Here is a 25,327-nt window from a genome sequence, read left to right on the forward strand (position 1 = left end):
GTGACAGTCATTCTGCTGGCTTTCCGGACGGCGGCGGCAGAGGCCTGTTCGGCTCTCCGCCGCCGGAGGAGCGCAGGGCGTCTGCGGCCACTCAGAACACCGGGATGACCACTCCCTGTGCCTCGTCGCCGAAGACGGCCGCGTTGACCAGCGTGGGAGCCACCCAGCGGACCTTCTTCCAGATCCGGCCGGGCCCGTGGAGGAACGTGTGCGGATGACCGCGGCGGATGTGAGGCAAGACGGAGCCGCCCCGTGCGACCGCGTGCTCACGCAGCCGAGCGACCTTGCGGTTGAACGCTGCGATGGCTGGCCCCAGCCTTCAGCCGACCTGGTAGACCGTCGCTGGGCGCCCGCCCTTGGCCCCGTGGCGTCCGCGCATCGTGGTGGCCGACGGCGTCGGCATCGCATCGGGCCGGTCGCTGCACATATAGAGCATGTGCGAGATGACGAGCACCGCCAGGCGCCGCACGTAGTCGAGGGTGGCCGTGTCCGCCGGTCGGGGCCCGCCCTCGGCCAGTTCGGTCAGACTCACGCTGTCGTCGACCATCTTGCTGACCGTCGTGGTCCCGGCGGCCGCGTTGGCGAACAGCAGCACCGAGCCGAGCCGGCCGTGGGCTGGGCGCACCAGAGCGCTCACCAGGTACATGGGGGTGTCGTCCGTGATCTCGGAGGTGCTGCATACACCGCGCAGAGCCGGGCGGCCGACGACGAGGAAGCCCAGGACTTCAGATGGCGCGCCCTCGCTGTCGGCGACCACGGCCGGTTTCCTGAGCATGAACAGCGGGTCGGGGTGGGGAAGATGCCGCAGAACCTCACCGGGGAACTCCGTGTCGACCTCCATGTCGACCAGGCTCTCCGACAGATCGGGATCAAGGTCATAGGCGACTTTCGTCCTGCGCCACTGCCGCACAGTGGCCACCATCTCGGCTCGGCCGATGAACATCTCGTCCCCGAGACCGCCGCGCGGACGCGGCATGCTGGAGGTATCGCTGTCCTCTCCGAGTGCCATCGGGACCAGGCCCAGCAGTCCGGCCGCGCGCAGCGCCTCGCGGTGGGCCGACTCGATTTGTGTCGTGATCCGGTCCGCCAGGGACGAGGCCGACCGGAAGTCGGTGCGCGTGTAGTGCGTCCGTGGGGCCTCGGGGCCACTGCGGGCGCGCGCCAGGAGCGGGATCAGTTCCGCTTTGGTGTAGTCGCTGGGTGGGGGGAGCAGCTGGGATGAGACGGCGGGGAGGGCGAAGGTCGGATCAGGAGCCGGGCCGGAGGACGAAAACGTGCCTCGGTCGAGGCGCGGGGATGGGAGAGTCACAGGACAACCTTGTCAGGATCGACGCAAAGGGGTGCTGGAGCACCCAGCGAATGCCCAAGGCTACCGCGGTATATCCAATTACGCAATTCACATTACTGTTCGACGCGCGGTCTCGGCTCTCTTCTGGGTGACGGGCGCGGTCGCCTTCGCTATGCCCACGTACGCAGGCATCTCCTCACGAATGTGGGGGCCCCCGTTGCGTCGGCCCGTGCCGGCCACCAAGCCGCACTTTCTGCGCTCGGACCCGTTGTCGAGCACCTTGAGGTAGAAGTGAACGCACTCTACGCAGCGCATCCCGGCCGCGAGCGGGCGCAGCGTCGCCGGGTGGACGCCGGTGTCCAGGACCTTGCGTATGGAGCCGCGGCCTCCGAGCCGGATCCCCGGGTGGCCTGCGTCTGAAGGTTCGAGGCAGTGGGCGTATTCGTCATGTCATTTCCTTACTTCTGCTCTGCGATGTCGTGAGCGGCCTTCCCTGCCTCTCGCCGCGGTCGCGAAGGTGAGGAGTGATGCCGTGGCGGCGATGCCGTATGCCGAATATGTGGCCACCCGGGCCAGGGAGCCGATCGCGACAGCGATGCCAGGAGCCTGCGGCACACGCTGCGAGCTGTGCGCTGGGCCCGCCTGCACCCACTGCTGAGGCGCACCTGGCGGCCCAGCACGCCGCCTGCGAGGAATGCGGGCGAAAGCTCTTCCACATCTCCTCTCGCGTGGGTGCGACAGGCGCTATGTCTGGGGTGATCCCTGGCCCGCATGACGTCTCGCGGTAGTGGAGCCAGGCCTGTTGTACGATCTGCGGCAGGCAAGTCGCGTACGCCTCCCGCCGTCACCCGCGCCCACGCCGCCAGGTGATCGACCGGCCAAGGTCCTCAGGGGCCCGTGTCCCTTCGGTACATCCTCTCGTCCGACGGGAGCGTGGGAGACCGTCAGAAACGAGTACGCGATGCCCAAGAGGCAGACCACGGCCGCGCAGATGACCCGCTTGCGCCAGGCCGAGACGGGCGAGAGATACACGGAAGCGCTGCGGGCTGTGTTATCTCCCCGGGGGTTCGAGTTCGAGCAAGAGGTTTGCTGTCTGCCGATCGAGGTTGTGATCTCGGACGTACGTGCCCAGTTCGACCAGGGCGGAGTGCCAGCACTGCTTGAACAGTTGGAGGAGCTGCGGGAGTCGATCGGGCGGCGCAGTCCCCACCACGACGTCTTCAGCGGTCACGCGGTCGTACTGGCCGTGTACCAGGTGCATGAGTCGCTGCTGTATCGAGTGTCGCAGCAGGGCGTCGCATCGGAGCCTCCGTTGCTGTCCGAGGCGGAGCGGCGGCAGATTGCGCGGGCCGTCCGCGGCTTGGAGGACGCCCTCGCGAGGATGGTCGCCGAGGAGCACCGCGACTGACGTTTCCCGCGTGCCGGCTCTCGGCACAACGGCATCACCAGGCCGGAGCAGCACCCCGCGCGGGAAACAGCCCCAGGTTGCACGCTGTCCGTATGCGCGCGATCTGGAGGCTGCCGGCGTGGGTGTGGCTCAGTCCGCGTCGGCTGCGGACCGCGCGGCCGGGTGCGCAGCGGACCGCTTGACCTGACGCATCACGCGCACGATCACAAAACGCGTCGGCAGGTGAGCTGCCGCCAGGATGAGGACGCGCGGGGGATCGATCAACCCAGCATGCGACCGGGCTAGGGTTGCGCTCGGTGACCGGTTCGAGCTCAAGGCATGGCACGTGGCGGCGCTGTCGCTGGGCCCGCTCGGCCTGAACCAGTAGCCGTCAGGTGCCGGTCAAGTCGCCTGGACCGTCCTGCGCGCTGTCAACACCGGCGTGGGCGCGGGCCTGCTGGTCCATGTCACCCACCGACGTCGCCACGGCCAGGGCAGCCTTGTGGTGGGTCAAGGCGTCGGGCGCGTTGCCGGACTGCAGCGCGGCCTCGCCAAGGCCGTTGAGCGCCAATGCCTGGCCGTGCCGGTCGCCGGACTGGCGGAACAGCTCCAGTGCGCGTTCGTGGTGCTGCACGGCCAGGTCCGAGTCGTCGGACTGGGTATGGACGATGCCGAGCCGGTCCAGGGCATAGGCCATGCCCTGCTGGTTTCCGATCTTCCGGAACAGGTCGAGGCCGTGGCGCAGGTGTTCGGCGGCCAGCCCGAGTTCGCCCAGATGTGTCTCCACGGTGCCGAGATTGGTCAGCGCGAACGCGATGCCGGACTGGTTGTCGGCCTGCCGGTGCAGCTCGAGCGCCTGTCGGATGTGGTGGGCGCAGAGGTCGTAGTCGCCGTTTTGCCGCTCCGCGACGCTGAGGCTGATCAGCGCCCGGGCCTCGCCGGTTCGGTCGCCGAGTCGTCGGAACGCTTCGAGCGCCTGCGCGTGGTTTCGCACGGAGTGGATGAGGTCGCCGAGGCGCGCCTGCGCCGCACCGAGATTGGCCAGCGCCCGGGCCTCACCGATCGAGTCGTGCACCTGCCGGAACAACTCGCAGCTGCGTTCGAAACGCGCTGCGGCCGAGGCGTACTGGGACAGTTGGATGTCCGCGCCGCCGAGACCGAGCAGTGCCTGCGCTTCGCCGGCCAGATCGCCGAGCCGGCGCGCTGCGTCGCGGGCATGCCCGTGCAGGACTGCCGCGTCGGTGGGTAAGCCGCCCGCGAGGTATCGATAGAGGATGACGGAGAGCCGCATGGTGTGTTCCGCCCAGCCGGCTGCGCCAGTTTGGCCGCTGATCGCCACCAGGTTGCACCGTTCGGCATCCAGCCAGCGGCGTGCCGCGCCTGAATCGTCGAGCGCGGGGACGGCGGCGCCGGTCTCCGGCACGGCGAGCCTGCCGTGGCTGTCGGCCGGGTACAGGCGGTTCATGGCGGCCGTGGTGGCGGCGAGGCAGTACCCGAACAGCCGCTGTTGCGCGGCCCGACGGTGAGCGCTGAGCTCGTCGGCGCCGATCAGGCTCGTCGCGTAGGCGCGCAGGAGATCGTGCATGCCGTACCGGTCGGCATCGATGCGGTGCACGAGGTGGACCTGGGCGAGCTGGTTCAAAGCCTTGCGAGCCCGCTCGGGGTCGACGTCGGCCAGCGCGGCGACGGTGTACGCGTCGGTGACCGGGCCGGGGTGCAGGCCGAGCAGGCGGAAAATGTCTGCGACATCCTCGGACAGGTGCCGCAGCGACCAACCGAAGACGGCCCCGACGGTGGTGTACGGATCATCGCCGACCTGGAGCAGACTGAGCCGGTGCTGTTGGTCGGCCAGTTCCGTGACGAGCTCGGCCAGCGTGCTGTCCGGCCGGGTGACCGCGAGCTCGGCGGCGACCCGCAGCGCCAGCGGCAGTCGGGCGCACTGCGTCGCCAGCGTGCCGGCCGCGACGGGGTCGTCGCCGACGCGGGATCCGATGAGCGTGCGCAGGAGGGTGTACGCGTCGGCGGCCGGCAGCAGATCGAGGTCCAACCGCCGAGCCCCATCCTTGACCACCAACCCGGCCAGCCGGTCCCGGCTGGTCACCACGACCGCGCACGATGGTGCTCCGGGCAGTAGCGGCCGGATCTGCTCGGCGGACGCGGCGTTGTCGATGACGATCAGCATCCGGCGGCCGACGACCTCGGTCCGGTAGCGGGCAGCTCGCGCGTCGACGTCGATCGGGATGTCCGCCTGCGCGACATCCAGAGCGAGAAGGAACTGAGCAAGGGCGTCCGCCGCGGTCATCGGCAGGTCGGGGTCGTAACCCCGGAGATCGACATACAGCTGGCCGTCAGGAAACCGGTGGGCAACCCGGTGCGCCCAGTGCAACGCCAGGGCGGTCTTGCCGACGCCCGCGGTGCCCTCGATCGCCGAGATCACCACGGCCTTCGGGGCGGATTCGGCGTCGAACACCCGTCGGTCGAGCTCAGCGAGTTCCGTCTCCCGGCCGGTGAACGCCCGGACGCCGGCAGGCAGCTGCGCCGGCACCAGCCGCCGCGGACGGGCCGGCGGTACCGAGGGCTGCTCGAGTTCGCCCCGTAACAGGGCCTCGTGCAGCCGCTGCAGCTCCTGCCCCGGGTTGATGCCCAGGCTCTCCGCAAGAAGCGTGCGGGTCAGCGCATAGCGATCCAATGCCTCGGCGGTGCGGCCGGAACCGTGTAGGGCCTGCATCAACACCGCCGCCAACGGCTCGACCAGCGGGTGCTCGGCGATGAGGTCGGTCAGCGGACCGACGACGGCTGCGGCGTTGCCTAGCCGCACCTCGGCCTGCGCCAGGCCGATCATCGCGTCGAGGCGCTTGCGGTGCCACACCCAGCGCATCCGGTCGGCCCACGCGCCTTGAAGATCGGACAGTGGCGTGCCCTGCCACAGGTCGAGCGCGTCGTGCAATAGCTGTGCCCGCTCGCCCTCGGCGAGCTCGGGTCGGTTGGCCTGGTCGACAAGGCGCTGGAACCGGTGCACGTCGACCTGTTCCGGGTCGATGTCGAGCTGGTAGCCGCCGGCCGGTCTCAGCACGGTCGGCGGTCTGTGGTCGCTGCCGCCCGCCTTGCGCAACATCCGGCGGATCCGCGAGATATGCACGTACACCGTCTGTGCGGCTGGCGCGGTGCCGTCCCACACGTCGTCGGCGATGCTCTCCAACGGCACCGGTTGGCCGGCCTCCATAGCCAGCACGGCGAGCACTGCGCGTTGCCGGGGCGATCCGGCGTCCAGCAAGCGGTCCGCCGCCCATACCTTCACCGGCCCGAGCAGGCGAATCTGCAGCACCGTTCCCCCTGGGCTACACCGATCTCCGATTCGCGTGACGTGGTTGCCTGCAAGGTTATCGCTAAGGTCAGCCAAATACGGTCACGGTTGATGCGAAAGGTACTCAGGGAGCGTCGTCGGCCGACCGTCCCGGGCGCCGAGGGACCCGGACATGGGGGAGTGTTGGTGGCACGCGGGGATCGGCAGGGACATGGGCGCGACAGCGAGGTGATGGTCGTCTTTCCCGGCCTGGTGCTCGCGATGCTCGTGGCGGCGCTGGACCAGACCGTGGTCGCGACCTCGCTGCCGTCGATCACCTCGGACCTCGGCGGCCTCACCCAACTGTCCTGGGTGGTCACCGCGTATGTGCTGGCGGTCAGCGTTTCGACGCCGCTGTACGGAAAACTGGGCGACATCTTCGGTCGCAAGCGGTTGTTCCAGGTGGCACTGCTGATCTTCCTGTTCGGCTCGATGCTGTGCGGGACGGCCCATTCGATGCTGATGCTCGTGGTCTTCCGTGCCCTGCAAGGGCTCGGCGCGGGCGGCATCGTAGTCAACACTCAGGCCATGGTCGGTGATCTGGTCCCACCGGCGGAACGAGGTCGGTACCAGGGCGTGATGCAGTCCGTCTTCGCGCTCGCCACGGTCTTCGGCCCGCTGCTGGGCGGCGTCGTGGCGCAGGGTCTGGGCTGGCGCTGGGTCTTCTACGTCAACGCGCCGGTCTGCGTGCTCGCGCTGGTGATGGTCACGGCGCGGTTCACCGCGCCGGTGCGCGAACGGCGCAGGCCGCACATCGACTGGTGGGGCGCCGCGCTGCTGTCGACCGGGGTAACCGCGCTCATTCTGGTGACGACCTTGGGCGGCAACGCCTATCGATGGTTGTCGGTGCCGGTGTTCGGCCTCGCCGCCGCAGCGGTCGTGCTCCTCGCCGCCTTCATCCTGGTGGAACGGCGAACCGTGGAGCCCATCGTGCCGTTGCGGCTGTTCCGCAACGAGGTGATCCGGCTGGTGACCCCGCTGGCTTTCCTCGTGGGGTTCACCACGCTGGGCGCCACGGTGTTTGTGCCCCTGTTCCAGCAGACGGTCGACGGTGTGTCGCCCACGATGTCGGGCCTGCGCATGGCGCCGCTGTGGTTCGCGTGGGCGCTGTCGTCGTCGCTGTCCGGGCGGTTCATCACCCGGACGGGAAAGTACCGCCGGCTGCCGATTACCGGCACCGCTCTGCTGGTTCTGGGCATGCTCACCTTGTCCCGGCTGGGCATCGCCGACACCTACGCCTTCCAGGCGATCGCGCTGGCCGCCATCGGCCTGGGCCTGGGGATGATCAGTTCGGTGATGGTGCTGGCGGCGCAGAACGCCGCGGACCCGAAGGACCTCGGTGTCGCGACCTCGACGACGACGTTCAGCCGCACGATCGGCGGTTCCATCGGGGTCTCGGTGTTCGGGGCGATCTTCGCCGCGTCGCTGCACCAGGCGCTGCCGGACGGCCAGCAACTCGACAGCCTCACCGTCAGCGCACGCTCGGCCTATCTGACCGATTTCGAGTCCGCGCTGCACCACGTCTTCCTCAGTGGCGCCGGGCTGGCCGCCGTCGCGTTCGTCATGGCGCTCAACGTGAGGGAACTCGCACTGCGGCGGCGTCGGAAGGGAACCGAGGAGCCCGGGACCGAGCCCGGTGACTCCATGACCTTCGGAGCCGAGGAGCCGGCGACGGAGTAGAACAAGTGAATCATTTGTGCAATCGGAAGGGGTGCAGCAAATGATGGAAAGTTCGGAAACGGCGGTCGCGTCCGACCTCGTCGACTCGATCGTGCTGGTGTTCAGGGCCGTCCTTGACGCGGACCTCGCCGCGGACGTCGACGCGGAAACGGATTTCTTCCTGGCCGGCGGCAATTCAATCCTGGCCGCCCGCGCAGTCGCCCGGATCGTTATCCCAGCGGAGGCTTTCCCTCCGCCTCCGACGCTCCTCGTGAGAGGCGCCGGCGGATCTCCGAATAGATCGTCTCCCGATACCACATGGGCTCGAATACCTCAGGGCGCTTCCGGTCTTTTGGAACGCGATCTGGGGCTGCAATCTGTTCGCGGAGCAGATATGCCTGCATCGTGCGCCGCTGTGCAGGTTTTCCGCTGAGCGCATTGCCGCGGATGACGCCGTATTCGCTGATTCCCAGCAGGTCCTTGGGATGCCCCTCGGGGAGGGGCTTCACGAACAGGGGTTTACTTCCGGCGTAGGCCGTCCACACCCGGGGCCTGTTCGCGCGCACCCACGTGTCCACCGCCGTCGTGTCCCAGCGCCCCTTCGACACGGGAGGAGGGAAGGCGGTCGCTACGACTTTGCCCTTCGCGTCGTGCCGCTCCCTGGCCTTGGTCCACACATCCACGGCCTGGTAGCTCATGTTGAAGCGCTTGGCCATCTCCGAACGGTTCTCGGTGGCCGGCGAAGGAAGGGCAGCTGCCGCTGGCTTGGCCGTCAGTGAGCCAGGAACCCTGGCCGATGGGACCGCTTCCGACTCGGTGGGCGGCCAGTACTGCGGCCGCATCGCCTGCACCCAGGCGTCGACACGGTCGACGTCGCGCAGCCCATCGTCGTCTGCAGTCGGAAAGTTGACCAGTTTGATCCAGGCAGCAACGTCCTTCGGTGATACGCCGTACCGAGCACTGATTCCCGCGTCGTCGATGCGGCGACTTGTCATGGACGGTCCTTGATGAGAGGGCGGGTGGTCGTCGAACTTACTGGTCGGCGCCCTGCGGGCCACCGCCGGCCGCGGCCTTCGCTGCAGCACTGCGGCGGCCGAGCGGCCGGAGCAGGTACGGCAACGCGGTCTCGGACGACCACATCGGCTCATCGACCACAGGTGACTTACCGTCGTTCGGGAGCCGATCGGGCCGCGCCAGTACGCCACGCGAGATGTACGCCCGCAGAGTGGACTCAGCGGTGGGCTTGTCTCGGCCTTGCTCGCGCGCGTCGAGTTCGGCGATCACCTTAAGGGTGAGGGGGCCTGGGTTCGTCTTGAGGTACCGCTTCAGGGACTCGCTCGGCTCGCGGAGCTCGTGTGCGGCCGGCGTAACGGGAGCCGCCTTCCCTCGCGACGCTTGCCGCGGTGTGGCGAGGAAGGGCAGGGCGGCCTCCGGGGTCCACATCTGCTCGTCGACCGCGGGCTCCTTGCCATCGCCCGGAACACGGTCGGGCCGTGCCAGCTTGCCCTGCGAGATGTAGACACGCAGGGTCGACAGCGCCGTCGCCTTCGGCCGGCCCTGTTCCCGGCCGTCGAGCTCGGCGATCTTCTCCAGGGTCAGCAGGCCCGGGTGCTCCGCGAAGTACCGCTTCAGGGACTCGCTCGGCTCCACCTCGGCAGCCTCGTCCGTGGCGGCCGGCGCCGGGCTGCGTCGACTCGCCGGTCGGCAGAGGTACGGCAGGGCGGTCTCGGGCTCCCACATCCGCTCGTCGACCGCGGGCTCCTTGCCGTCGCCCGGAACACGGTCGGGGCGCGCCAGTTTGCCCTGCGAGATGTAGATCTTGAGCGTGGTGAGCGCGGTCGGCTTACGCCCGTGCTCCTGGCCGTCGAGCTCGGCGATCTTTTCAAGGCTGAGCAGGCCCGGGTTCTTCGCGAAGTACTGCTTCAAGAGGTCGCTGGGCTCACGCTGTTCGTCGCTACCGCTCTTCCGTCGGACGTTGCGCCGACGGGTGATGTAGGCGTAGGCCGTCTCCCGGAACCACATATCCTCCTTCACTTCCGGCTTGCCCCCATCGTCGGGGCGCCGATCGGGCCGGGCGAGGTCGCCCTTGGAGATGTAGGTGCGCAGGGTCGCGATTGGCGTGGCCTCGCGAGAGAGGAAGCGGCCCTCAAGCTGTCCGATCAGCCTGAGCGGCAGGAGGTCCTTCGCATCGCCGGCAGGCAGCGCGGTGGCCTTCTCCTTCTGCCTGGGGTGAGCCGCGACCCAGGCCTCCGGCTTGTGTTCCAGGAGCCACTCGTCGACGGCTGTCTCGTCGTACAGCTGGGTCTTGCCCCAACCCTTGTCGAGGAAGTCGGGAAACGTCGGCTCGAGCGACCAGGAGGCCGCGGTGGAGCTGCCCACCTGGTATCGCTTAGCGATCCTCTCGAGTGTGGTCTGCTTGATCTTTGAGTTTGCGGGAATCATCGTCTGCTCCAGGGCCTGCGTGGCCTGATCGTCTCCTGCCGGCGGAGTGAGGTGCCGACGGGTGATGCTGCTTACGTGGCCAGCGGCCCCTTCCCACGTTCCGCCGGTAGACCGGAATGACGCAGGGAGAGACCAGGCTCACAACGTACAGCGATACATGCAATTAAGCAATTCACGGGTGTGTCGGGGTTGACCCGCCATGCGGGACGGCGTGCGAGCGGGCCCGGGAGCGCATGCTCCCGGGCCCGCCCCAGGTGTCGTGCCGACGCGGCGCGGTCCTGTGCCGGCCAGCGCGGTTCGTTTGAAGTGGAAGGTCAGGAAGCGAGGTCAAGGGCGGCTTCGGCGGCGCGCCTCCGCTTCTCCGCGAGCTTCTTGTCCAGCGCTCGCTGCAAGCTGGAGAAGGTCTCGCTGCCCTGCCGTTTGAGCAGCATCGGGATCCGGTTGGCTGGGATTCCGACCATGTGCGAGTCGCTCAGCACGGACAGAAGGTCCGATTCCGTCTGATCGAAGTAACCTGATTCCTCCAGCTCCGCGACACTGGGAAATACGTCGGCGTGGCGATCGATTTCCAGATCGAGCAGCTTGTCCTCCTTTCCGCCCAGACTGTAACACCACAGAAAATTCTTTGGCGGATTCGGCTCGACCGGCCGTCGGAATCGGGTTACAGACTTCGTGTAGCAGTAGAACCAGATGTTCTCAGGCGCATTCCGCATGATTCGCAGCCACGCCTCAAGATATTCATCGAGAAAAAATCGCCGGAATCGTGCAGCCTGATCCATTTTCCCTGGTACCGCTTGTGGCGGAGCTCCTCCGTCATCTGGGCTTCCCAGTCGGCGAGAGCGTGCTGCACCATCCACATGTTGCGCTCGTGTGCCGCCAGCACGACCGGCCACCGGTAGGTGCCAACCCGGGCATAGCACAGCTTCGCGCACGCCCCGGCCTCAGGGCAGGCGTTGTATGTCGTGCCGTCCTGGAAGCGACCTCCCCACGCCGGCAACGGCCAGTTGAAGATCCCTTCGGCTCGCAGTTGCCGGTTCTGGGTCAGGAGCCACCGGCGCGGCTTCGGCGTGTTCGCGCGGGATTCGTCGGTCGTCGTGTTGGCGCTCATGTCGTGCTTTCCGTTTGATAACAATCGCCGTCATTGGCGGGGCAGTTGGCATGGGGCGCGGCGCAGGCGTGCACCCCGAGCGTGGTGATGCCGCCCGGCGTCATCAGTGCCAGGTACGCAAGGCCGAGGTCCAGTTGGGTGCCGGTCTCGGCGGTGTGCTTCGTCTTCTGGAACTGGAGGGCGTCGCCACGGCTGCCGATGGCGGTGGCCGCTTTCGCCCGGAGCGGATCCAAGGCGTGGACCGGCATGCGGCACACCTCGAGCATGGCGATCGGTAGCGCGAACAACAGGTGCTCGGTGAGCCCGTCGTGGAAGACCTGCTCCTTCTCGGTGAGCCGGCGGGGAGCCGGCACCGGGACGACGGTGATGTGCTGTTCGGCCTGCGGGAACGGGGAGGACGAGCGGGGCATCGGTACTTCTATCTGGTTCAGTGCGCGGTGCACGGGTCCCCGTACACCGCGGGTCGGGCTGTTGTTCGTGGGCCCGGCTACTCGCGCGGGAGCGGACAGCTGCCGCGATGGGCGCGTGACGTGCGGTAGTGCGGGGATTCAGCGAGGTTCGGCGCGCTGTTGAGCCAGTCCCCGTAGTCGGCCAAGCTGCCGATGGACACCGTGGGCACGGGCGCCGCGCACTGCGGGCATGGAGCGATGACGCTCAGGGCGAACCGCCGGTCGCTGTCGTACGCCGCGAGGAACTCGCGGGGGTCCGGTCCTTCCGAAATCCGTAGCCGAACGGCCTGGCCAATGGAGCCTTCACCCAGGAGGTGGAGATCGTCCGCGCTGCTGGTGACCGCGACCCACTGTCTCAACCGGAGCGCCTGGCGCAGCATTCTCCTCGCCCGCTCGGCGGTTGCGAAGGTGGCGTAGAGAGACGACCCGCTGCCGGCATGGCCCGCTCGACCACCTCTCGACCGCTGACTGGCAGCGTGGATCGCTGCTTGGTCGAGCCGGGCGAGGCTGCGCGTGCTCATGATGAACTGCAAGGTCAACTCCGCTGGGCGTGAGGTTGGTTGAGGGGGCGGGCCCGGGCGGCTGGGGGAGGCGCGCCCGGGCCCGGAGCCTCCGCCGCGCTGGGAGGGGGAGGCGGAGGCTGAGCCGCACAGGGCGGCTCCTTCGCAGTGGTACGTGGGGCGACGGTCGAACACGATCCGCCGCGACACCTCGACTCTACAACCGTAAATCCATTTAAGCAATACGTGGTCGACGTTCGATGGCGCCGCGCACGCGATGGCGGGGCATGGATGGTCGATGTCGCTAGTTGCGTAATTGGAAATGATGCTGTAGAGTTGAGAAATCGACGCCGGGGAAGTTCACCGGCGAGCAGTACAGAAGGGTGGCGAACGCATTGTTCCCCACTGAGCAGAAGCCCGTCTTCGTCTACGGCACACTCCGTGCCGGACAGGGCAACTACCTGGGCATCCTCCAGGGGACCACGGTTCAGGAGCGCCCGGCGACCCTGAACGACTACACCCTCTTCGGTGCGGGTGTCCCCTTCGCCGTCGTGCGCGAGGGCCGCATCGTCGTCGGTGAGGTCATGGACGTGGACGCCGAGGTGTGGACCACGGTGCTCCGTCGCCTCGACCAGCTCGAAGGCTACCGGGGTGAGGGACGCGAGAACATGTACGACCGCAAGGTCCGTACCGTCACTCTCGCCGATGGCAGCACGGTCGAGGCGTATGTCTACCTCGCGGGCGAGTCGTCCCGACGCTGGTTCACCGACGCCGACGAGATCCCCGGCGGGGACTTCCTCAAGGCGGAATCCCGGCAGTCCCGGCACTACCGGTAGTCCGCATCGCCACCGGACGAACCTCTGTCCGGGGCGGCGGATGGCACAAACCACCTTGAAACACCCGTCAGGCCGCGTTTCGCGGCCTGACGGCTTAAGCAGTACGCCTCGGCCCCTTCTGGGCGCCGAGGCGAAGTAAGGAACAACCATGTGCGGTCTGTTCGGAGTTATCCGCAACCAGACCTGTGACCCCACTCGCGCGACCATTATGTGTGTTGCCCTGGGCCATCTGGCCGAGGAGCGGGGTAGGGACTCGGCGGGGCTGGCATGCGCCACCTCCGCTACCAAGAAGCTGGACCGGCGCCCGGTGACCAACCGTCGCGACGTGACGGCGGGCGGCTGGCGGATCATCAAGGGACCGGGGCGGTTCCGCGACGTGTGGAAGCCCGCCTACAGCAGCGTGCTCGACGCGGCTACGGTCGTTCTCGGGCACGCGCGCTGGGCGACCCAGGGCGGGACGACGTTGGTCAACTCCAGCCCGTTGCAGGTGGGTCAGCTCATCGGTACGCACAACGGAGACGTGGACACCTGGCCGCTCCGGTCGGTCTTCGGTCTCCCGCGTCCGACCGGGGGCACCGACACCGAGGTCCTGTACCAGGCTCTCGATCAGGCGGGCGGGGTCATCCTGCCCACCCTTGAGGTCCTGGAGTCCACTGTGGGCCGGGCTGCGCTGGTGTGGATCGACCGGCGTTGGCCTCAGCTGGTCATGCTGGCGCGCACAGCGGTGAGCCCGCTCTCCGTTGCTGTCGACACGGACGGAAACCTGTATTGGGCTTCCAATCCGGGGTGGTTCGACAAGGCCGCCCGTGCGGCGGGCGTCTCCATCGCGGAAGTCCTGATGGTTCCGGAGGGAACGCTGATGATGGTGGACTATTCCTCTGGGGCTCCGGTCCCGATCGACCAGCGGAAGTTCACGGCGACGGCCCGTGCCAAGGACGATCGTCTGGCGCACATTGTCGCCTACCGGGGCTTCAGTCTGGATGACCAGCTGGCCGACGAGGAGGTGTGTGGCCACCGGACGCTCCGGGAGCCCCAGCGGTCGCGGTCCGTGCCGCCGACGCTCTGGCTTTCGCCCAAGTAGGTCCACCGACTCGGAAAGAGGGGCTGGGGCACCGCATGTTGCGGTGCCCCAGCCCCTTTTCCCGTTGGGCGCTCAGTACTGGCCGTTGTGCCAGCGGGTGCCGGCGAACAGCGCGGCGACCTGCGCTCGGTTCTCCTCCCGGCTGAAGATCCGGTCCACCATGCTGCGGAACGACCGTGTGGTGCTGGACCACGCCTCGCCGGTGAGCCGCCCGCGGTGGCCGGCCACCGCCGCGGCCTGGCGGTGGTGCCCGACGCGTTGCCGCGGCGGCGGCGCCGTGGTCCCGGCCTCCCGGAGGGCGGCGTTCGTCAGGCCGAGCGATACGTTGACCTGTGCCTGGATGGTCCCCGGATCCAGCGATCCGTCCCACATCCGGAACTCGGCGTGGTCGCTCTCCTGCCCGTTGACGGACTGGAAGTTCAGTCCGATGTGGTGACTGTTGTTGTACCGCTGGACGGCCGCGACCGAGGTGTAGGGCCTCGACGGCTGGTTGTTGGGAGTGCACCACTCCAGGCCGCGGTGATTGTCGCTGGCCGGGTTCTGGGCGATCCGGTAGATGACGTCCTCGTACCCGGCCACGGTGTTGATCAGCTGGTTGTGGTTGGCGACGGTGTGGTCGTAGTCGGGGACTGCGACGTGGACATGGCCGCCGGTGCGGGCGCTGGCGATGCCTCCGTTGCGCCGGACGATCTCACACACCTGGGCCAGGTTGTTCCACGTCTGCGGCTCGTCGTAGAGAATCGGCGAGACGATCTCACCGGCGACGGTGGAGTCGTGCTCCAGCCGCCAGGCATTGGGGGCGTCGGTGTATCCCTCGCGCGCCGAGGCATGCCAGCCATTGACGTTCGCGTCGGGCGCGATGCCCGCCTCGTGCAGCTCGCGCGCGATCCGCTGGCTGGCTTCCTGCCGCTGGGAGTGGGACATCGACGACGGGTAGTCGAACTCGATCTCGACGCCGAAAGCACGCCCGCCTTCGCGTGCGCCGAGGCCGCCGGTGGCGTTCTCCGTCAGGTACGGCACCAGCGCCTCGCCTGCCGCCCTGCGTTCGCGGGCCTGGTTGTACGCTTCCTGGAAGGCGTCCATGTCTTCCGAGTAGGAGCGCACCGCGGGTTGGGCCGCCCGCTCGGCGCGGGCTTGGTCCTGGGCGGCGATCGAGGCGGCATGTTCGGCCGCCACCTCGTCCAGGACTTCCTGGGCGGCGACGCGGTCGATCGCCGAGCGGCCGCTTGCGCCGAATTGCTCCTGCACCAGGTTGGCCACGGCCGCCTGGTGGATGCAAGTGCCGTCCTCGTCGCCGGCGTGCATGTCGCCACCGGTACACCGCAGGCTCTCCGGGCTCACCTGGATCTGGCCGTCCGGGCCGCGGGTGACCCGGACGTCGCCCTCGATGAAGTGGCGCCCGTCCTCGTCAGCAACGCTGGCACCGAGGGTAACCAAGGCATCCTGCTCGTCGGTGACCTGTCCTTGGATGGTGTCCGGGTTGCGCGGCAGGAACAGCAGGTGGTCATCGCCGCTGACCACGTAGTTCTGCAGAATCGGAGCGTCGACGGGACTGGTGTCGAAAAAGCGCACCTCAGCGCGCTCCGGCCGCTCCTCAATGGTCAGCGGCGCGGCCTCGGCGACGAGTGTGTCCGCGCCCCGCGTCGGCGCGACACTGTGGTGCTGGTGATCTATTCGGCTTCCCGACCCCACGTTCATTCCCCCCGCACGTTCGGCGGCAGCGCGCCCTGCTCGGCCGCCAGGTGGATCACACCCGCCCGGTGCAGCGAAACGAGCAGGCTCCACTCGTCATCGGGCTCGATCCAGATCAGCGCCTCGTCCCGACCCTGGGGACGGGGCAGCCGGCCGGCGGGCTTGTAGAACGTGGTCACCAGGACCAGCGGGACGGGGGCATCCCAGCGGCTGACCACCGGGGGCGTGTCCCGTGGGGCGAGAATCGCCTGCTGCTGCTCGGGGCTGCACTGCGCGAACGCGTCCGACGCCGCGAGCGCTGCCTGCAACTGCACCTGGAGGCGCAGGGCCAGCCGGATGCGTGCGGCAGCCTTCTCCTTCGGGCTGATGAGTTCGGGGTATTCCGGGATCAGGCCTTCCATGAGCTCGGTCGGGGTGTCGGCGTAGCCGCGCCAGCTCCCACCGTCGTAGATCATCTCGAAGACGTAGTTGCCGCCGCTGTCCTTCTTCGGAGGGTCCAGCGGAGTGGCGGCGGAAGAGGCGTTGCGGGTACGGATGAAGGTCATGGCATCTCCAAGGGATTAGTGCCGCTGCCAGCGGGTTTGTTGGAACAGAGCGGTTGCCTGCGCCTTATCCTCAGGGCGCCGGAACAGCGAATCGACCATTTGTCGGAAGTTCGCGGTGGTCGTACGCCAATCGTCACCGGACAGCCGCCGGCGCTGTCCGACTCCAGCCTGGCGCCGCTGCTCGCGATGGCTGCCCAGCTGCATACGCGTGCCCGGAACGGCGGTGTCGTCCCGAACGGCTGCGGCCGCCATGCCCAGCGAGAGCTTGACCTGCGTCTGGATCACAGAAGGGTTGAGCGAGCCGTCCCACAGCCGGAACTCGCCGTGCGCGCTCTGCCCGCCGCGCCGCGCGCCACTCAGGTTCACCGCCATGCCGTGGTACGACTCGATCTGCGAGATCGCCGAATACCCCTGCGACGGAACCGGGTTGGGACGACACCAGCGTGTACCGCGGTGCCGATTACCCTCCGAAGCGGGGTTCTGGGCGAGCCGGTACAGCACGTCCTCGTGCGCGGCGTACGTCTGCATGAGCCGTGTGTGATTGGCAACGTCGTGGTCGAAGTCGTGCATGCCCACATGGACATGCCCGCCTGTGCCGAACGAGGCCCGGCCACCATTTCGCTCGATGATCTCGCAGGCAGTCGCGAGGTTCTGCCAGGACTGGGGCTCGTCGTACAGGATCGGCGAGACCAGCTCGCCGGCCACCGTGCAGTCTTGCTCCAGCCGCCATGCGTTCGGCTCGTCGGTGTACCCCGCGCTCTGCTGTGAGTGGTAGCTGTGCTGCCGGGCTGAGCGGGAAAGGCCCGCGTCTCGCAGTTCTCGGCCGATGTTTGCGATGGCCTCACGCCGGTCGACGCCGGGCTCGATGTCGAACTCGATCTCCACGCCGAACCCACGACCACCCTCACGGGCCCCAAGTCCGCCAGTGGCGTTCTCCAACATGTACGGGACGACCTGCTCCCCGCGCTCCGCTCGCTCGCGTGCGGCCTCGTAGTCTCGCTGGAAGGCGCCGAAGTCGTCGGTGTAGCTGACGGCCTCGTTCTCCGGCCATTCCTCGCGGGCCTGCTCCTGGAGGGCACTGGCCGCCTGATGCTCGGCGGCGACCTCGTCCAGGACCTGCTGGGCGGCCGCACGTTGAACGGCACGGTCGTCGGCACTGCTCCAATCCGTAGGAAGACCGCGCTGGCTGGGAACCGACACGGCGGCGTCAGACCCCCCAAGCTGTGCGACCGGGCCGTCAGGATGGTCCTCGGATCCAGGGCCGAAATCATCCTGGAGTTGCTGGCGGAGCCGATAGAACTCGGTGGCTTCCTCGTCGGTAGCGGCATTCTCGGACACTCTCGTGCCGAGCCGTAGTAGTTCGCCGATGAGCTGTTGTGCTTCCAGGCTTCCCAACGCGTCGATGGCTTCGTCGGGCGCGGTGATGGTGGTGCCCGCCGTCGTGGCGACGAGATGGTGCTGGTGGTCGATCCTGCTGCCGGACCCCATAGGTGTGGCCCCTTTCCGTACTCGGTTTCTGTCCGCCGCCCTCAGCGAGGGCGGCGGGAGTGGGCTGAGACGCTGAGTGCTACCAACCCTGGGATTCGGGCTGTTGCCAACGGGTGACGGCGTAGAGGGCGGCTGCCTGCGCTCGCTCCTGCCGGCGGTGGAAGATCTCGTCGGCGAATCGACGGAAGCTGATGCTGTTGGCCTCAAGGTCCCTGACGGTGAGCCGCTGATCGGGCCCCCACTCCTGGCGGTGTCGGCCCAGCGACATCGGCTCACGTCGCCTGGATGCCTGTGATCCCCCGCGCACTGCTGCGGCCACCATGCCGAGGGAGACGTTGACCTGCGTCTGGATGACGGCAGGATCGACCGAACCGTCCCACAGCCGGAACTCGCCATGGTCGCTGCGTTGGCCGCGTGCCGCCGAGAGATTGACGGCGAGGCCGTGACTGATGAGCTGAACATCGGCCAGGGACCGGTACCTTTCGGCGGGCACGAAATTGGGCTCACACCACTGCGTCCCCCGGTGCCGAGATTCCGGGGCGCTGCGGTTGGCGGCGAGCCGGAACAGGACGTCCTCGTAGTGGTCGTACATCTGCATCAGGCGGTGGTGGTTGGCGACGTCGTGGTCGTAGTCGTGGAGGCCGACGTGGACATGGCCGCCGGTGCGCTCGCTGGCGCCGCCGCCGTGTCGTCGGACGATCTCGCAGACAGTGGCGAGGTTCTGCCAGGTCTGCGGTTCGTCGTACAAGATCGGCGAGACGATCTCGCCCGCGACGGTGCAGTCGCTCTCAAGACGCCACGCGTTGGGGGCATCGGTGTATCCGGCGTGCTGTTGGGAGTGGTAGTCGTGCATGTACCGGTCCCGTGCCAGGCCGGCCTCGTGCAGGTCACGACCGATGGCGGCTAGCGCTTCGTCTCGGTCGTCCCAGTCGCCATCGGTGTCGAACTCGATCTCCACGCCGAAGCCGCGCCCGCCCTCGCGGGCCCCCAGACCTCCGGTGGCGTCTTCCATGAGGTAGGGCACTGCTTGCTCACCCTGGATCTCCCGGTTCCACGCCGCGTCGTGGATCTCGCGGAAGGCCTCGAAATCGTCCACAAAGCCTGCCTCAGGCTCAGCCGGCCAGCGGTCACGGGCCTGCACGGCGAGTGCGGCCGATGCCTGGTGTTCCTCAAGTACTTCGTCCAGGACCTGTTGCGCCGCGGCGCGCTGCAGGGGAATGCCCGCCGGCGGTTCGCTGGCCCGAGGAGGGAAGGCGGGGCTCTCGCCCTCGGCCTCTTCACGCTCGGCATCTTGAATGAGGCCGTGGCCGTTCCACAGGTCGTGTTCGTGTCGGAGCCGATCGCGTAGGCCCCAGTACTCCATGGCCTCCTCGAGCGTGGCTTGGCCGTTGTTCGCCTCCCAGCGGGCCTGGATCTGCAGGGCCTGGTCGATCAGGTCACGCTGCGCCCCGGGCATGAGGTCGACCTCGTTGGCCGGCGCCTCGATGGTCAGCCCCGCCGTGGTGGCGACGAGGTGGTGCTGGTGGTCGATCCGGCTGCCCGAGCCCATCGTTAGGCTCCGTTCCGTGCGCTGATCGTGCCGTCGGCGAGGCCGGCGTAGAAGCGGACGTTGGCGGTGAACAGGTCCTCGGTGCGTGCCGGGGTGTCGACGCGGCCCTCCTCCGTCATGACCGCGCCGTGACGGGCATACTGCAGCGGGTTCTGGCTGATCAGGTACAGCCGTCCGGGGAACAGCGCCTTGAGGGTGGCAATGCGGTCGGCGCGGCTCGCCCCGGTGAGGACCATGGGCAGGTCGGGCGGCAGCGTGGCGGCCAGGTAGGTCAGCCCGGGCACCGCCATTTCCTCCCAGTCGGCCTGGGTGCGGAAGGTCTGCAGGTTCATGGCGAGGGCGGGCGGGAGGGCGGGGGACTCGTCGAGCCAGTCCAGGTAGCGGTCGAGGTCCTCCAACCGCTGCCAGTAGATGTTGGGGACCGCGGTGACCCCTGCGGAGGAGAGTTCGGCGGCGAGCATCAGGTTGCGCCGCATGTTGATCAGATTCTCGGCGCGGGGCTGATTGAAGTACATCGACGCGTTCGGGGTGAGGACGAGGTCCCACTCCTGGGCGGCGAGCATGTCGGCGAAGCCGTCGGCCTTGCGCCGCGTCCAGTAGGCCTCCACGAGCGGGTCCTCCGCGTAGCCGCTGAGGATCGCCTTCTGCTCGGGGCGCAGGTCCAGGAACTGGTGGGCAGTTTTGCCCTCCCACCGCGGGAACAGCTTGTGCGTCTTGGGACTGATGACACGGCGCAGCCCGAGAGCATATGCGGGCCACCTGAGCTGGGCGTCGAGCGTACGCACGTCGTGCCCGTCGACCTGGGGGGTGAACAGGGGCAGGTCGGGAAGGGCGCCCGGCGCCCGGAGCCCGGTGAAGTGCATGGTGCCGCCGATGTCCTTCATCCAGGCTTCACGGTCAGGCCGGGTGCCGCAGCGGATGGGGCAGCGGGTGCAGGCCAGGCCCGGCTCGCTCCCGGGGACCGGGTCTTCGGCACGGGCACAGCCGCAGTACTCGCAGCTGGAGGTGCAACCGGAGCAGACGGGTTCGACCGCACGGGGGTTGTCCATGAAGAAGGGACAGTTGTTGCAGTCACAGCCGGACGCGGGAGCTGGCACCGGCTGCCCGATTCCGGGCATGGGCAGGGAGACGGTCATGCGGCAGTCCTTTCAGCGCCGGCGCTGGTGTGGCGCTGGAGGTCGGTCAGGAGCATGCGGAGCGAGCCCGCGTCGAATCGGTGCAGGGTGCGGCCCTCGGCCAGCTGAGAGTTGAGGGCCCGCAGCCCTTCGAGGGCGGAGGCGAGGATCGGCGGGTCGACGGGGTCGGCCGTGTCTTCCGGCTCGTCGCCGACCGGCGCCTCCTGGTCCAGCTCCGGTCCGGCCGGCTGCACGGAGGGATCCTGCTGGCCGGCCAGCCCGGGAGAGCCGGCATGGACCAAGGCATCGAGTGACCTGCCTGGTTCGGCCGTCATCCGTTGGCCGGCTTCCTTCGGCGCCGCGAAATTGTTCTCGTCGTCGCTGTTCTCGGGCGTCGGCCGGGTCAGCGCTGCGGCGCGCTCGGCGTTGGCCTGTTCGTACGAGGTGACCGCGGCCGTGGCAGCGGCCTCGGCCGGCATTTCCGGATTCGTGGCCTGAGTCCGGGTGGCGGCTGAAAGCAGGTCGGTGCGGCCCAGACGCTTGACGGCTTGCCACAACTCGTTGGCGGCTTCACGGCGGCCGCGGCTGAGTCGGGCCAGGTTCGTGCGCGCGGCCAGCGCGACCTGGTGCTGATCCATGTCCGCGGACAGCTCCCGCGGCAGAGTCCTGAAGGCTGCCACGACCTCGCGTGCGCGCCGCGGGGTGATCTGCAGGCCGAGCCGGCGCAGCACGAGGTTCCACGGAGCAGCGAGGTTGGCGTCACTGCCGCGCAGCTTCTCCATGGCTTCGAACCGGGCCACGGGGTCTTCCAGCCGCTGGATCTCTTCGCTCACCTCGATGCCGGCGTTGTCGAGCTGGGTACGCAGGATCGCGCTGCGTTCGAGTAGCAGGGCGCTGGCGAGCTCACCAGGCTGGAGGTCCTCACGCGCGAGGTTCTCGACCAGTTGCCAGGTGCGGCGGTCCTCGTCGCTGATGGGCCCGGGGCAGATGACTGCGGGCAGTTTCTCGAAGCGTGGGTTGTCCGGCTGGTTCACGGCGCCCCAGCGGCAGGCGCGGTAGCGGCGCTCGCCGATCACCAGGCGCCGCTGGACGCGGTCGTGGGGGCCGGGCAGCTCCTCGACCAGGACGGGATGGAGAACGCCGACGGCCGAGATCGAGGTGATCAGATCGGCGAGGCCCTCGGGGCTGGTGCTCGGGCCGGGACCACGGCCCTGCACGTCGGTGTAGACGGAGCCGTGCATCGGCAGCATCTCGAAGCGACGCTGGCGCAGTTGATCCGAGCTGTCCAGCGCCTCGGCCAGGCCCACAACGGCGGGCGTGGGGGCCGGCATTTCTTCAACGGCAGTGTTCATCGGCGGAGTCTCCTTTCACAGCTAGTCGTCAGACGGGGTGCGCCCGACCCCGAGGGATGGCGAGTGACAGGTCAGCGGGGTTCAGGCCGGGCCGGCGGATCGAGCGGGTGCCGCGGCGACCGGATGACGCAGGAGCATGTCGGTCGGGGGGTGCCGATCCTCGGGCGTGCCCCGCAGCAGCGGGGTGAAGATCCGGCCGAAGGGGCCCTGCTCACGCAGTTGCTGGAGGGTGGTGACCCCGACCGAAAGATGCCGGGCGACCCGCGCCAGGCGCGGGTCCACGCGCGTGAGCGTGTAAAGGTCCTCGGTGCGGTCGGCGAGCCGTCTGGCCAGGGTGGGGCCGGACGCGCCGTCGAGGATGATCAGCAGGCGCGGGAACGCCGGATAGGTGTGCTGCCACACCGGCCGGGTCGACGCCGCGGAGCGCCGCGCACGGTCGGGGTGCTGCGGTACGAACTCATACAGCCGTCCGTACGCGGACACCTTCTTGGCGAGGTCGGCCGCGGTCATGGTGGCCCGGTCGAGCTCGATGAACAGGTTGAGCATCGTGCGCGCCCCGCGGTGGACGTGCACGTAGTGCAGGACCGAGTCGGAGATGACGTGGTCGTCCTCGAATCGCCGCATGCCGTCACGGATGCGGTGGGCGACCTCCGGAGTCCAGGACAAGGGCGTGCAGTCATGGCCGAGCCGACGAGCGTGGGTGACGAACGCGATCCCCACCTCGTTGACCGCCAGAGTGTGGGCCTGGCGTGTGCTGGCCGCCGAGTCGGGCGTGACCCGGTAGCGGCGCGAGAACACTTCCGCGGCCTGTTCCACGGCGTCGGCGCCCTCGTCGGTCAAGAACCAGACGTACGGCTGGTTGAGACGGTTGCTGCCGTTGGACTCGCCCTGAGCACGCAGGCGGTGGACCATGCCGGCTTCTTCGAGAGTCCCGAGCTGGCGACGCAGGTAGGACGAGCCGCGGGCGCCCGGAGTGAGCAGCCGGTGCAGCTGGTCCGTGGTCATCAGGCGGTGCTGGTAGAGAAGCTCCAGAGCCGACTTGGCGAGCGCCTTGAAGGACTGGCCGCGCTGCGGCTGAGACTGGGGTTCGAGATCGGTCAGCGTGCTCATCCCACTCGTGATCCCTTGTTCTTGACGAGGAAAGTGACATTGTCGGGAACCGGCGCCTCCTGGGGCGGTGGGCCCGGGTCGTCGTCCGGCGGCTCCGGGCCGTCGTTGACCGGCGGCTCATCGGGCCCCGGGTCGTCGTCCGGCGGCGGGGGCGGCAGCGTGGCCAGGAACAGGCGCAGGCGGGTATCGAGCTTGCCGAGGTCGTCGAGGATGTCCCGTACCCGGCGACGACGCAGGTTCGCGTTGACCGCGGTGTCCAGGTGGTGCACGTCGTCCTCGCGCTGGTAGTCGCCGTACAGCTCCTCGACGCTCGCGCCACGCACCCGGAAGGGATCGGACTGCCCGCCGTCGAGCGTCACGGACATGACGTAGTGGTAGCGCTGCAGCTGGGAGATCGTGTCCGGCGCAACCTTCTTGCCCCACCTGCGCGTGACCAGCTGCGCCTCGTCGATGTCGCTGGCCGTCGTCGACAGGATTGACAGGTTCTGCAGGAGACCCTGCCGGGTCGTCGGCGAAAGTCGCTGCGACATCTGGGTCATCGCGAGGAGCTTGACCTTGTACTTACGGAGCTGTTCGGCGATCGCGGCGAGGGTGCCCTTGCTGGCGCCGTCCACCGCGGTGAGCTCGTCGATGAACGCGTAGAAGTCCTTGCGGTCGGCAACCGGCATGGTGCGCCGAGACAGGCCGGCCCGGAACAGGTCGTAGATCAGCAGACACGAGACAATGCGGTCGGTGTCGCCGGTGCCCGACGGGCACACGAACACAATCCGCCCGGTGTCCATGGCGTGCCGGATGTCGTACGTGCTCAGTGACGAGCCGAGGAAGCCCTTCAGGCTGTTGGAGCTGTCGAGTCGCTCGATGATGTTCGTGACGACAGGAGTGGCCTCGTTCGAGTACTTCGGGTAGGTCTGCACCCAGAAGTCGCGCAGCGTCCTGGGCAGGTACGGCACGATCGCGTCGCGCCACACCTCGTCATTGAGCAGGGTGCGGATCTGGAAGATCGTCGGTGCCAGATCGGGCCGGCCGGCCTGCGAGAGGATCCACGACAGGCGGGCGAGCGTCTCGACCGAACGCGTGAGGATCGTCTTGGCGCGGCCGGCGCTGTCGGACCAGTTCAGCGCACTCGCGAAGCCGGTGACGATCGCATTGACGATGTCGGGGATCTCCGACTCCCCGCGGTTCTCCATGGACAGCGGATTCCACGAACCGACCATGGCGTCCAGGTCTGGCGAGGTCAGGTCGATCTCCCACAGCCGTGGGGCGATCTGCGGATGCGCGAGGTACGGACGTGCGCGTTGCCAGCCGTCGCCGTGCGGGTCCAGGAACAGGATTCCGTGGCCGTTGTGGGCGAGTGCGATCGCCTGCACCAAGCTCATCTCGGTCTTCCCGTAACCGGCCTTTCCGAGGAAGAGCCCGAACAGGAGGTAGATCAAGGGCAGGCCGGCCAGCCGTTCTCCGCCACCCGGCTTGGCCACCCATCCCAGCGGCAGCAAGTCCGGCTGCCCAGTCCAGGTCGGCAGACTCGGGGGCGGCGGGGGGACCACGCCACCGGATCGGGCCACGTTCGCGGCCATGTTGTGCTTCGTGGCGGGCTTGAGTAGACCGGCGAGCTCCGCGCCCGTCACCCAGCTGGCTCGCCGCGGTGCGAACTCGCCCGTGGCGAAACGGCGGTCGAAGCTGCGCCGGTACAACCTCGAGTCCGCGCGAAGCCGCGTGATGAGCAGGTTCAGCCCGACCGGGCGCAGGTGGTTGTCGCCGGCCCACCCTTCGAGCGTCGCCATGATCTGCTCGAGCAGCATGCGCGGTCGGGTCGGGTCGGAGGAGCAGGTCCGGATCAGCAGCTGCAGAGCGAACACCGGATCGGCCCCGGGACCGAACTTGCCCATGGCGGCCTTGACGTCGGAGACGCTGGGCATGCGCTGCCTCTGCGCGGGCCGTTGGCCGCTGCGGCCCTGCTGGCCGCGCATTTCCGCGGCGATCTCGTTGCCCAGGGAGGCCAGGCCACCGAAGTTAGGGCCGCCCGAGGCCTGCCTCGGAAGACCGGGGATCGCCGGCATGCTGCTCGGGTTGCGGCGCACCTGCGCCAGCAGGCGGCCGCGCCGGCGACTGACCTTGGACGGTGATATCGGCACCAGATCCAGCACGATGTCCGCCCGCTCGCCCAGGTCCTCGCGCACGTCGGCGACGGCGGCCGCGAGCGCCTCCAACGGGTCGGGCTTAAGCGGCACCTCCCGCAAAGACAGGTAGTCCGGCAGAGCCAGAGACAGTTCGGCGCGGGCGACGTGCTGCGTCGGCTTGTCCTTACGGGGCTTGGGCCAGCTCGGTCCGCGGCGCTTCGAGCCGGTCGACTTCGAATTCTTGCTCACCACAGCCTCCTTCTGCT

At 68.4% G+C, this 25,327-nt stretch carries 19 protein-coding genes and 1 pseudogene; 4 read left to right on the top strand and 16 right to left on the bottom strand.

Annotated elements, in window-relative coordinates:
• Positions 1–91 precede the first annotated feature (91 nt).
• The gene (locus tag ABZ883_RS36975) at positions 92–238 is read right to left on the bottom strand and encodes a hypothetical protein (RefSeq protein WP_360914419.1); all 147 of its coding nucleotides are present in this window, start codon (positions 236–238) and stop codon (positions 92–94) included.
• 81 nt (positions 239–319) lie between these two features.
• Positions 320–1,309, bottom strand: a complete 990-nt coding sequence (locus ABZ883_RS36980) for a hypothetical protein (protein ID WP_360914422.1) — start codon at positions 1,307–1,309, stop codon at positions 320–322.
• Between the two features lie 940 nt (positions 1,310–2,249).
• Between ABZ883_RS36980 and ABZ883_RS36985 the strand changes: the two genes are divergently transcribed.
• Positions 2,250–2,696, top strand: coding sequence for a hypothetical protein (locus ABZ883_RS36985; RefSeq protein WP_360914425.1), 447 nt, complete (start codon positions 2,250–2,252; stop codon positions 2,694–2,696).
• Between the two features lie 370 nt (positions 2,697–3,066).
• Here the strand turns inward: ABZ883_RS36985 and ABZ883_RS36990 are convergent, their stop codons facing one another.
• Positions 3,067–6,000: a BTAD domain-containing putative transcriptional regulator gene (locus ABZ883_RS36990; protein WP_360914428.1), complete on the bottom strand. Its 2,934-nt coding sequence runs from the start codon at positions 5,998–6,000 to the stop codon at positions 3,067–3,069.
• 165 nt (positions 6,001–6,165) lie between these two features.
• On the opposite strand from ABZ883_RS36990, the gene ABZ883_RS36995 reads away from it, so the two are divergent.
• Positions 6,166–7,698, top strand: coding sequence for an MDR family MFS transporter (locus tag ABZ883_RS36995; RefSeq protein ID WP_360914431.1), 1,533 nt, complete (start codon positions 6,166–6,168; stop codon positions 7,696–7,698).
• Positions 7,699–7,907: 209 nt separating this feature from the next.
• On the opposite strand, the gene ABZ883_RS37000 is transcribed toward ABZ883_RS36995, so the two are convergent.
• From ABZ883_RS37000 to ABZ883_RS37020, 5 genes and pseudogenes are all read right to left on the bottom strand, one after another.
• The gene (locus ABZ883_RS37000; RefSeq protein ID WP_360914434.1) at positions 7,908–8,672 is read right to left on the bottom strand and encodes a hypothetical protein; all 765 of its coding nucleotides are present in this window, start codon (positions 8,670–8,672) and stop codon (positions 7,908–7,910) included.
• 37 nt (positions 8,673–8,709) lie between these two features.
• The gene (locus ABZ883_RS37005; protein WP_360914437.1) at positions 8,710–10,119 is read right to left on the bottom strand and encodes a hypothetical protein; all 1,410 of its coding nucleotides are present in this window, start codon (positions 10,117–10,119) and stop codon (positions 8,710–8,712) included.
• 314 nt (positions 10,120–10,433) lie between these two features.
• Positions 10,434–11,227 (bottom strand): annotated as a pseudogene (locus ABZ883_RS37010) (hypothetical protein).
• On the bottom strand, positions 11,224–11,637 hold the full coding sequence (locus ABZ883_RS37015) for a hypothetical protein (RefSeq protein WP_360914440.1): 414 nt from the start codon (positions 11,635–11,637) through the stop codon (positions 11,224–11,226). The pseudogene ABZ883_RS37010 and the gene ABZ883_RS37015 overlap by 4 nt, the downstream one beginning before the upstream one ends.
• Before the next feature lie 77 nt (positions 11,638–11,714).
• Positions 11,715–12,209 carry a hypothetical protein gene (locus tag ABZ883_RS37020; RefSeq protein WP_360914442.1) on the bottom strand — a complete coding sequence of 165 codons (495 nt, stop codon included), beginning with the start codon at positions 12,207–12,209 and terminating at the stop codon, positions 11,715–11,717.
• Positions 12,210–12,559: 350 nt separating this feature from the next.
• On the opposite strand from ABZ883_RS37020, the gene ABZ883_RS37025 reads away from it, so the two are divergent.
• Positions 12,560–13,012 carry a gamma-glutamylcyclotransferase family protein gene (locus ABZ883_RS37025; protein WP_360914445.1) on the top strand — a complete coding sequence of 151 codons (453 nt, stop codon included), beginning with the start codon at positions 12,560–12,562 and terminating at the stop codon, positions 13,010–13,012.
• A gap of 148 nt (positions 13,013–13,160) precedes the next feature.
• Positions 13,161–14,093, top strand: a complete 933-nt coding sequence (locus tag ABZ883_RS37030; RefSeq protein ID WP_360914448.1) for a hypothetical protein — start codon at positions 13,161–13,163, stop codon at positions 14,091–14,093.
• Between the two features lie 72 nt (positions 14,094–14,165).
• Here ABZ883_RS37030 and ABZ883_RS37035 read toward each other — a convergent pair whose 3' ends face one another.
• The 8 genes from ABZ883_RS37035 to ABZ883_RS37070 all read right to left on the bottom strand — a co-directional run bounded on the left by ABZ883_RS37035 (position 14,166) and on the right by ABZ883_RS37070 (position 25,310).
• Complete coding sequence (locus ABZ883_RS37035) at positions 14,166–15,785, bottom strand: amidoligase family protein (protein WP_360914451.1); 1,620 nt, start codon at positions 15,783–15,785, stop codon at positions 14,166–14,168.
• 2 nt (positions 15,786–15,787) lie between these two features.
• A complete protein-coding gene (locus tag ABZ883_RS37040) occupies positions 15,788–16,330 on the bottom strand; it encodes a hypothetical protein (protein ID WP_360914454.1) in 543 nt (180 codons plus the stop codon).
• A gap of 15 nt (positions 16,331–16,345) precedes the next feature.
• Positions 16,346–17,818, bottom strand: a complete 1,473-nt coding sequence (locus ABZ883_RS37045) for an amidoligase family protein (RefSeq protein ID WP_360914457.1) — start codon at positions 17,816–17,818, stop codon at positions 16,346–16,348.
• A 79-nt stretch (positions 17,819–17,897) separates the two neighbouring features.
• Entirely contained in the window at positions 17,898–19,367 is a 1,470-nt protein-coding gene (locus ABZ883_RS37050) for an amidoligase family protein (protein ID WP_360914460.1), read from the bottom strand.
• A gap of 2 nt (positions 19,368–19,369) precedes the next feature.
• Positions 19,370–20,251 carry a DUF4417 domain-containing protein gene (locus ABZ883_RS37055; protein WP_360914463.1) on the bottom strand — a complete coding sequence of 294 codons (882 nt, stop codon included), beginning with the start codon at positions 20,249–20,251 and terminating at the stop codon, positions 19,370–19,372.
• A 248-nt stretch (positions 20,252–20,499) separates the two neighbouring features.
• Entirely contained in the window at positions 20,500–21,813 is a 1,314-nt protein-coding gene (locus tag ABZ883_RS37060; protein WP_360914466.1) for a ParB N-terminal domain-containing protein, read from the bottom strand.
• Positions 21,814–21,915: 102 nt separating this feature from the next.
• Positions 21,916–22,944, bottom strand: coding sequence for a replication-relaxation family protein (locus ABZ883_RS37065; protein ID WP_360914469.1), 1,029 nt, complete (start codon positions 22,942–22,944; stop codon positions 21,916–21,918).
• Complete coding sequence (locus ABZ883_RS37070; RefSeq protein ID WP_360914472.1) at positions 22,941–25,310, bottom strand: ATP/GTP-binding protein; 2,370 nt, start codon at positions 25,308–25,310, stop codon at positions 22,941–22,943. The genes ABZ883_RS37065 and ABZ883_RS37070 overlap by 4 nt, the downstream gene beginning before the upstream one ends.
• Between the last annotated feature and the right edge of the window lie 17 nt (positions 25,311–25,327).

The sequence above is a fragment of the Streptomyces sp. NPDC046977 genome, assembly GCF_040644455.1.
Lineage (GTDB): Bacteria > Actinomycetota > Actinomycetes > Streptomycetales > Streptomycetaceae > Actinacidiphila.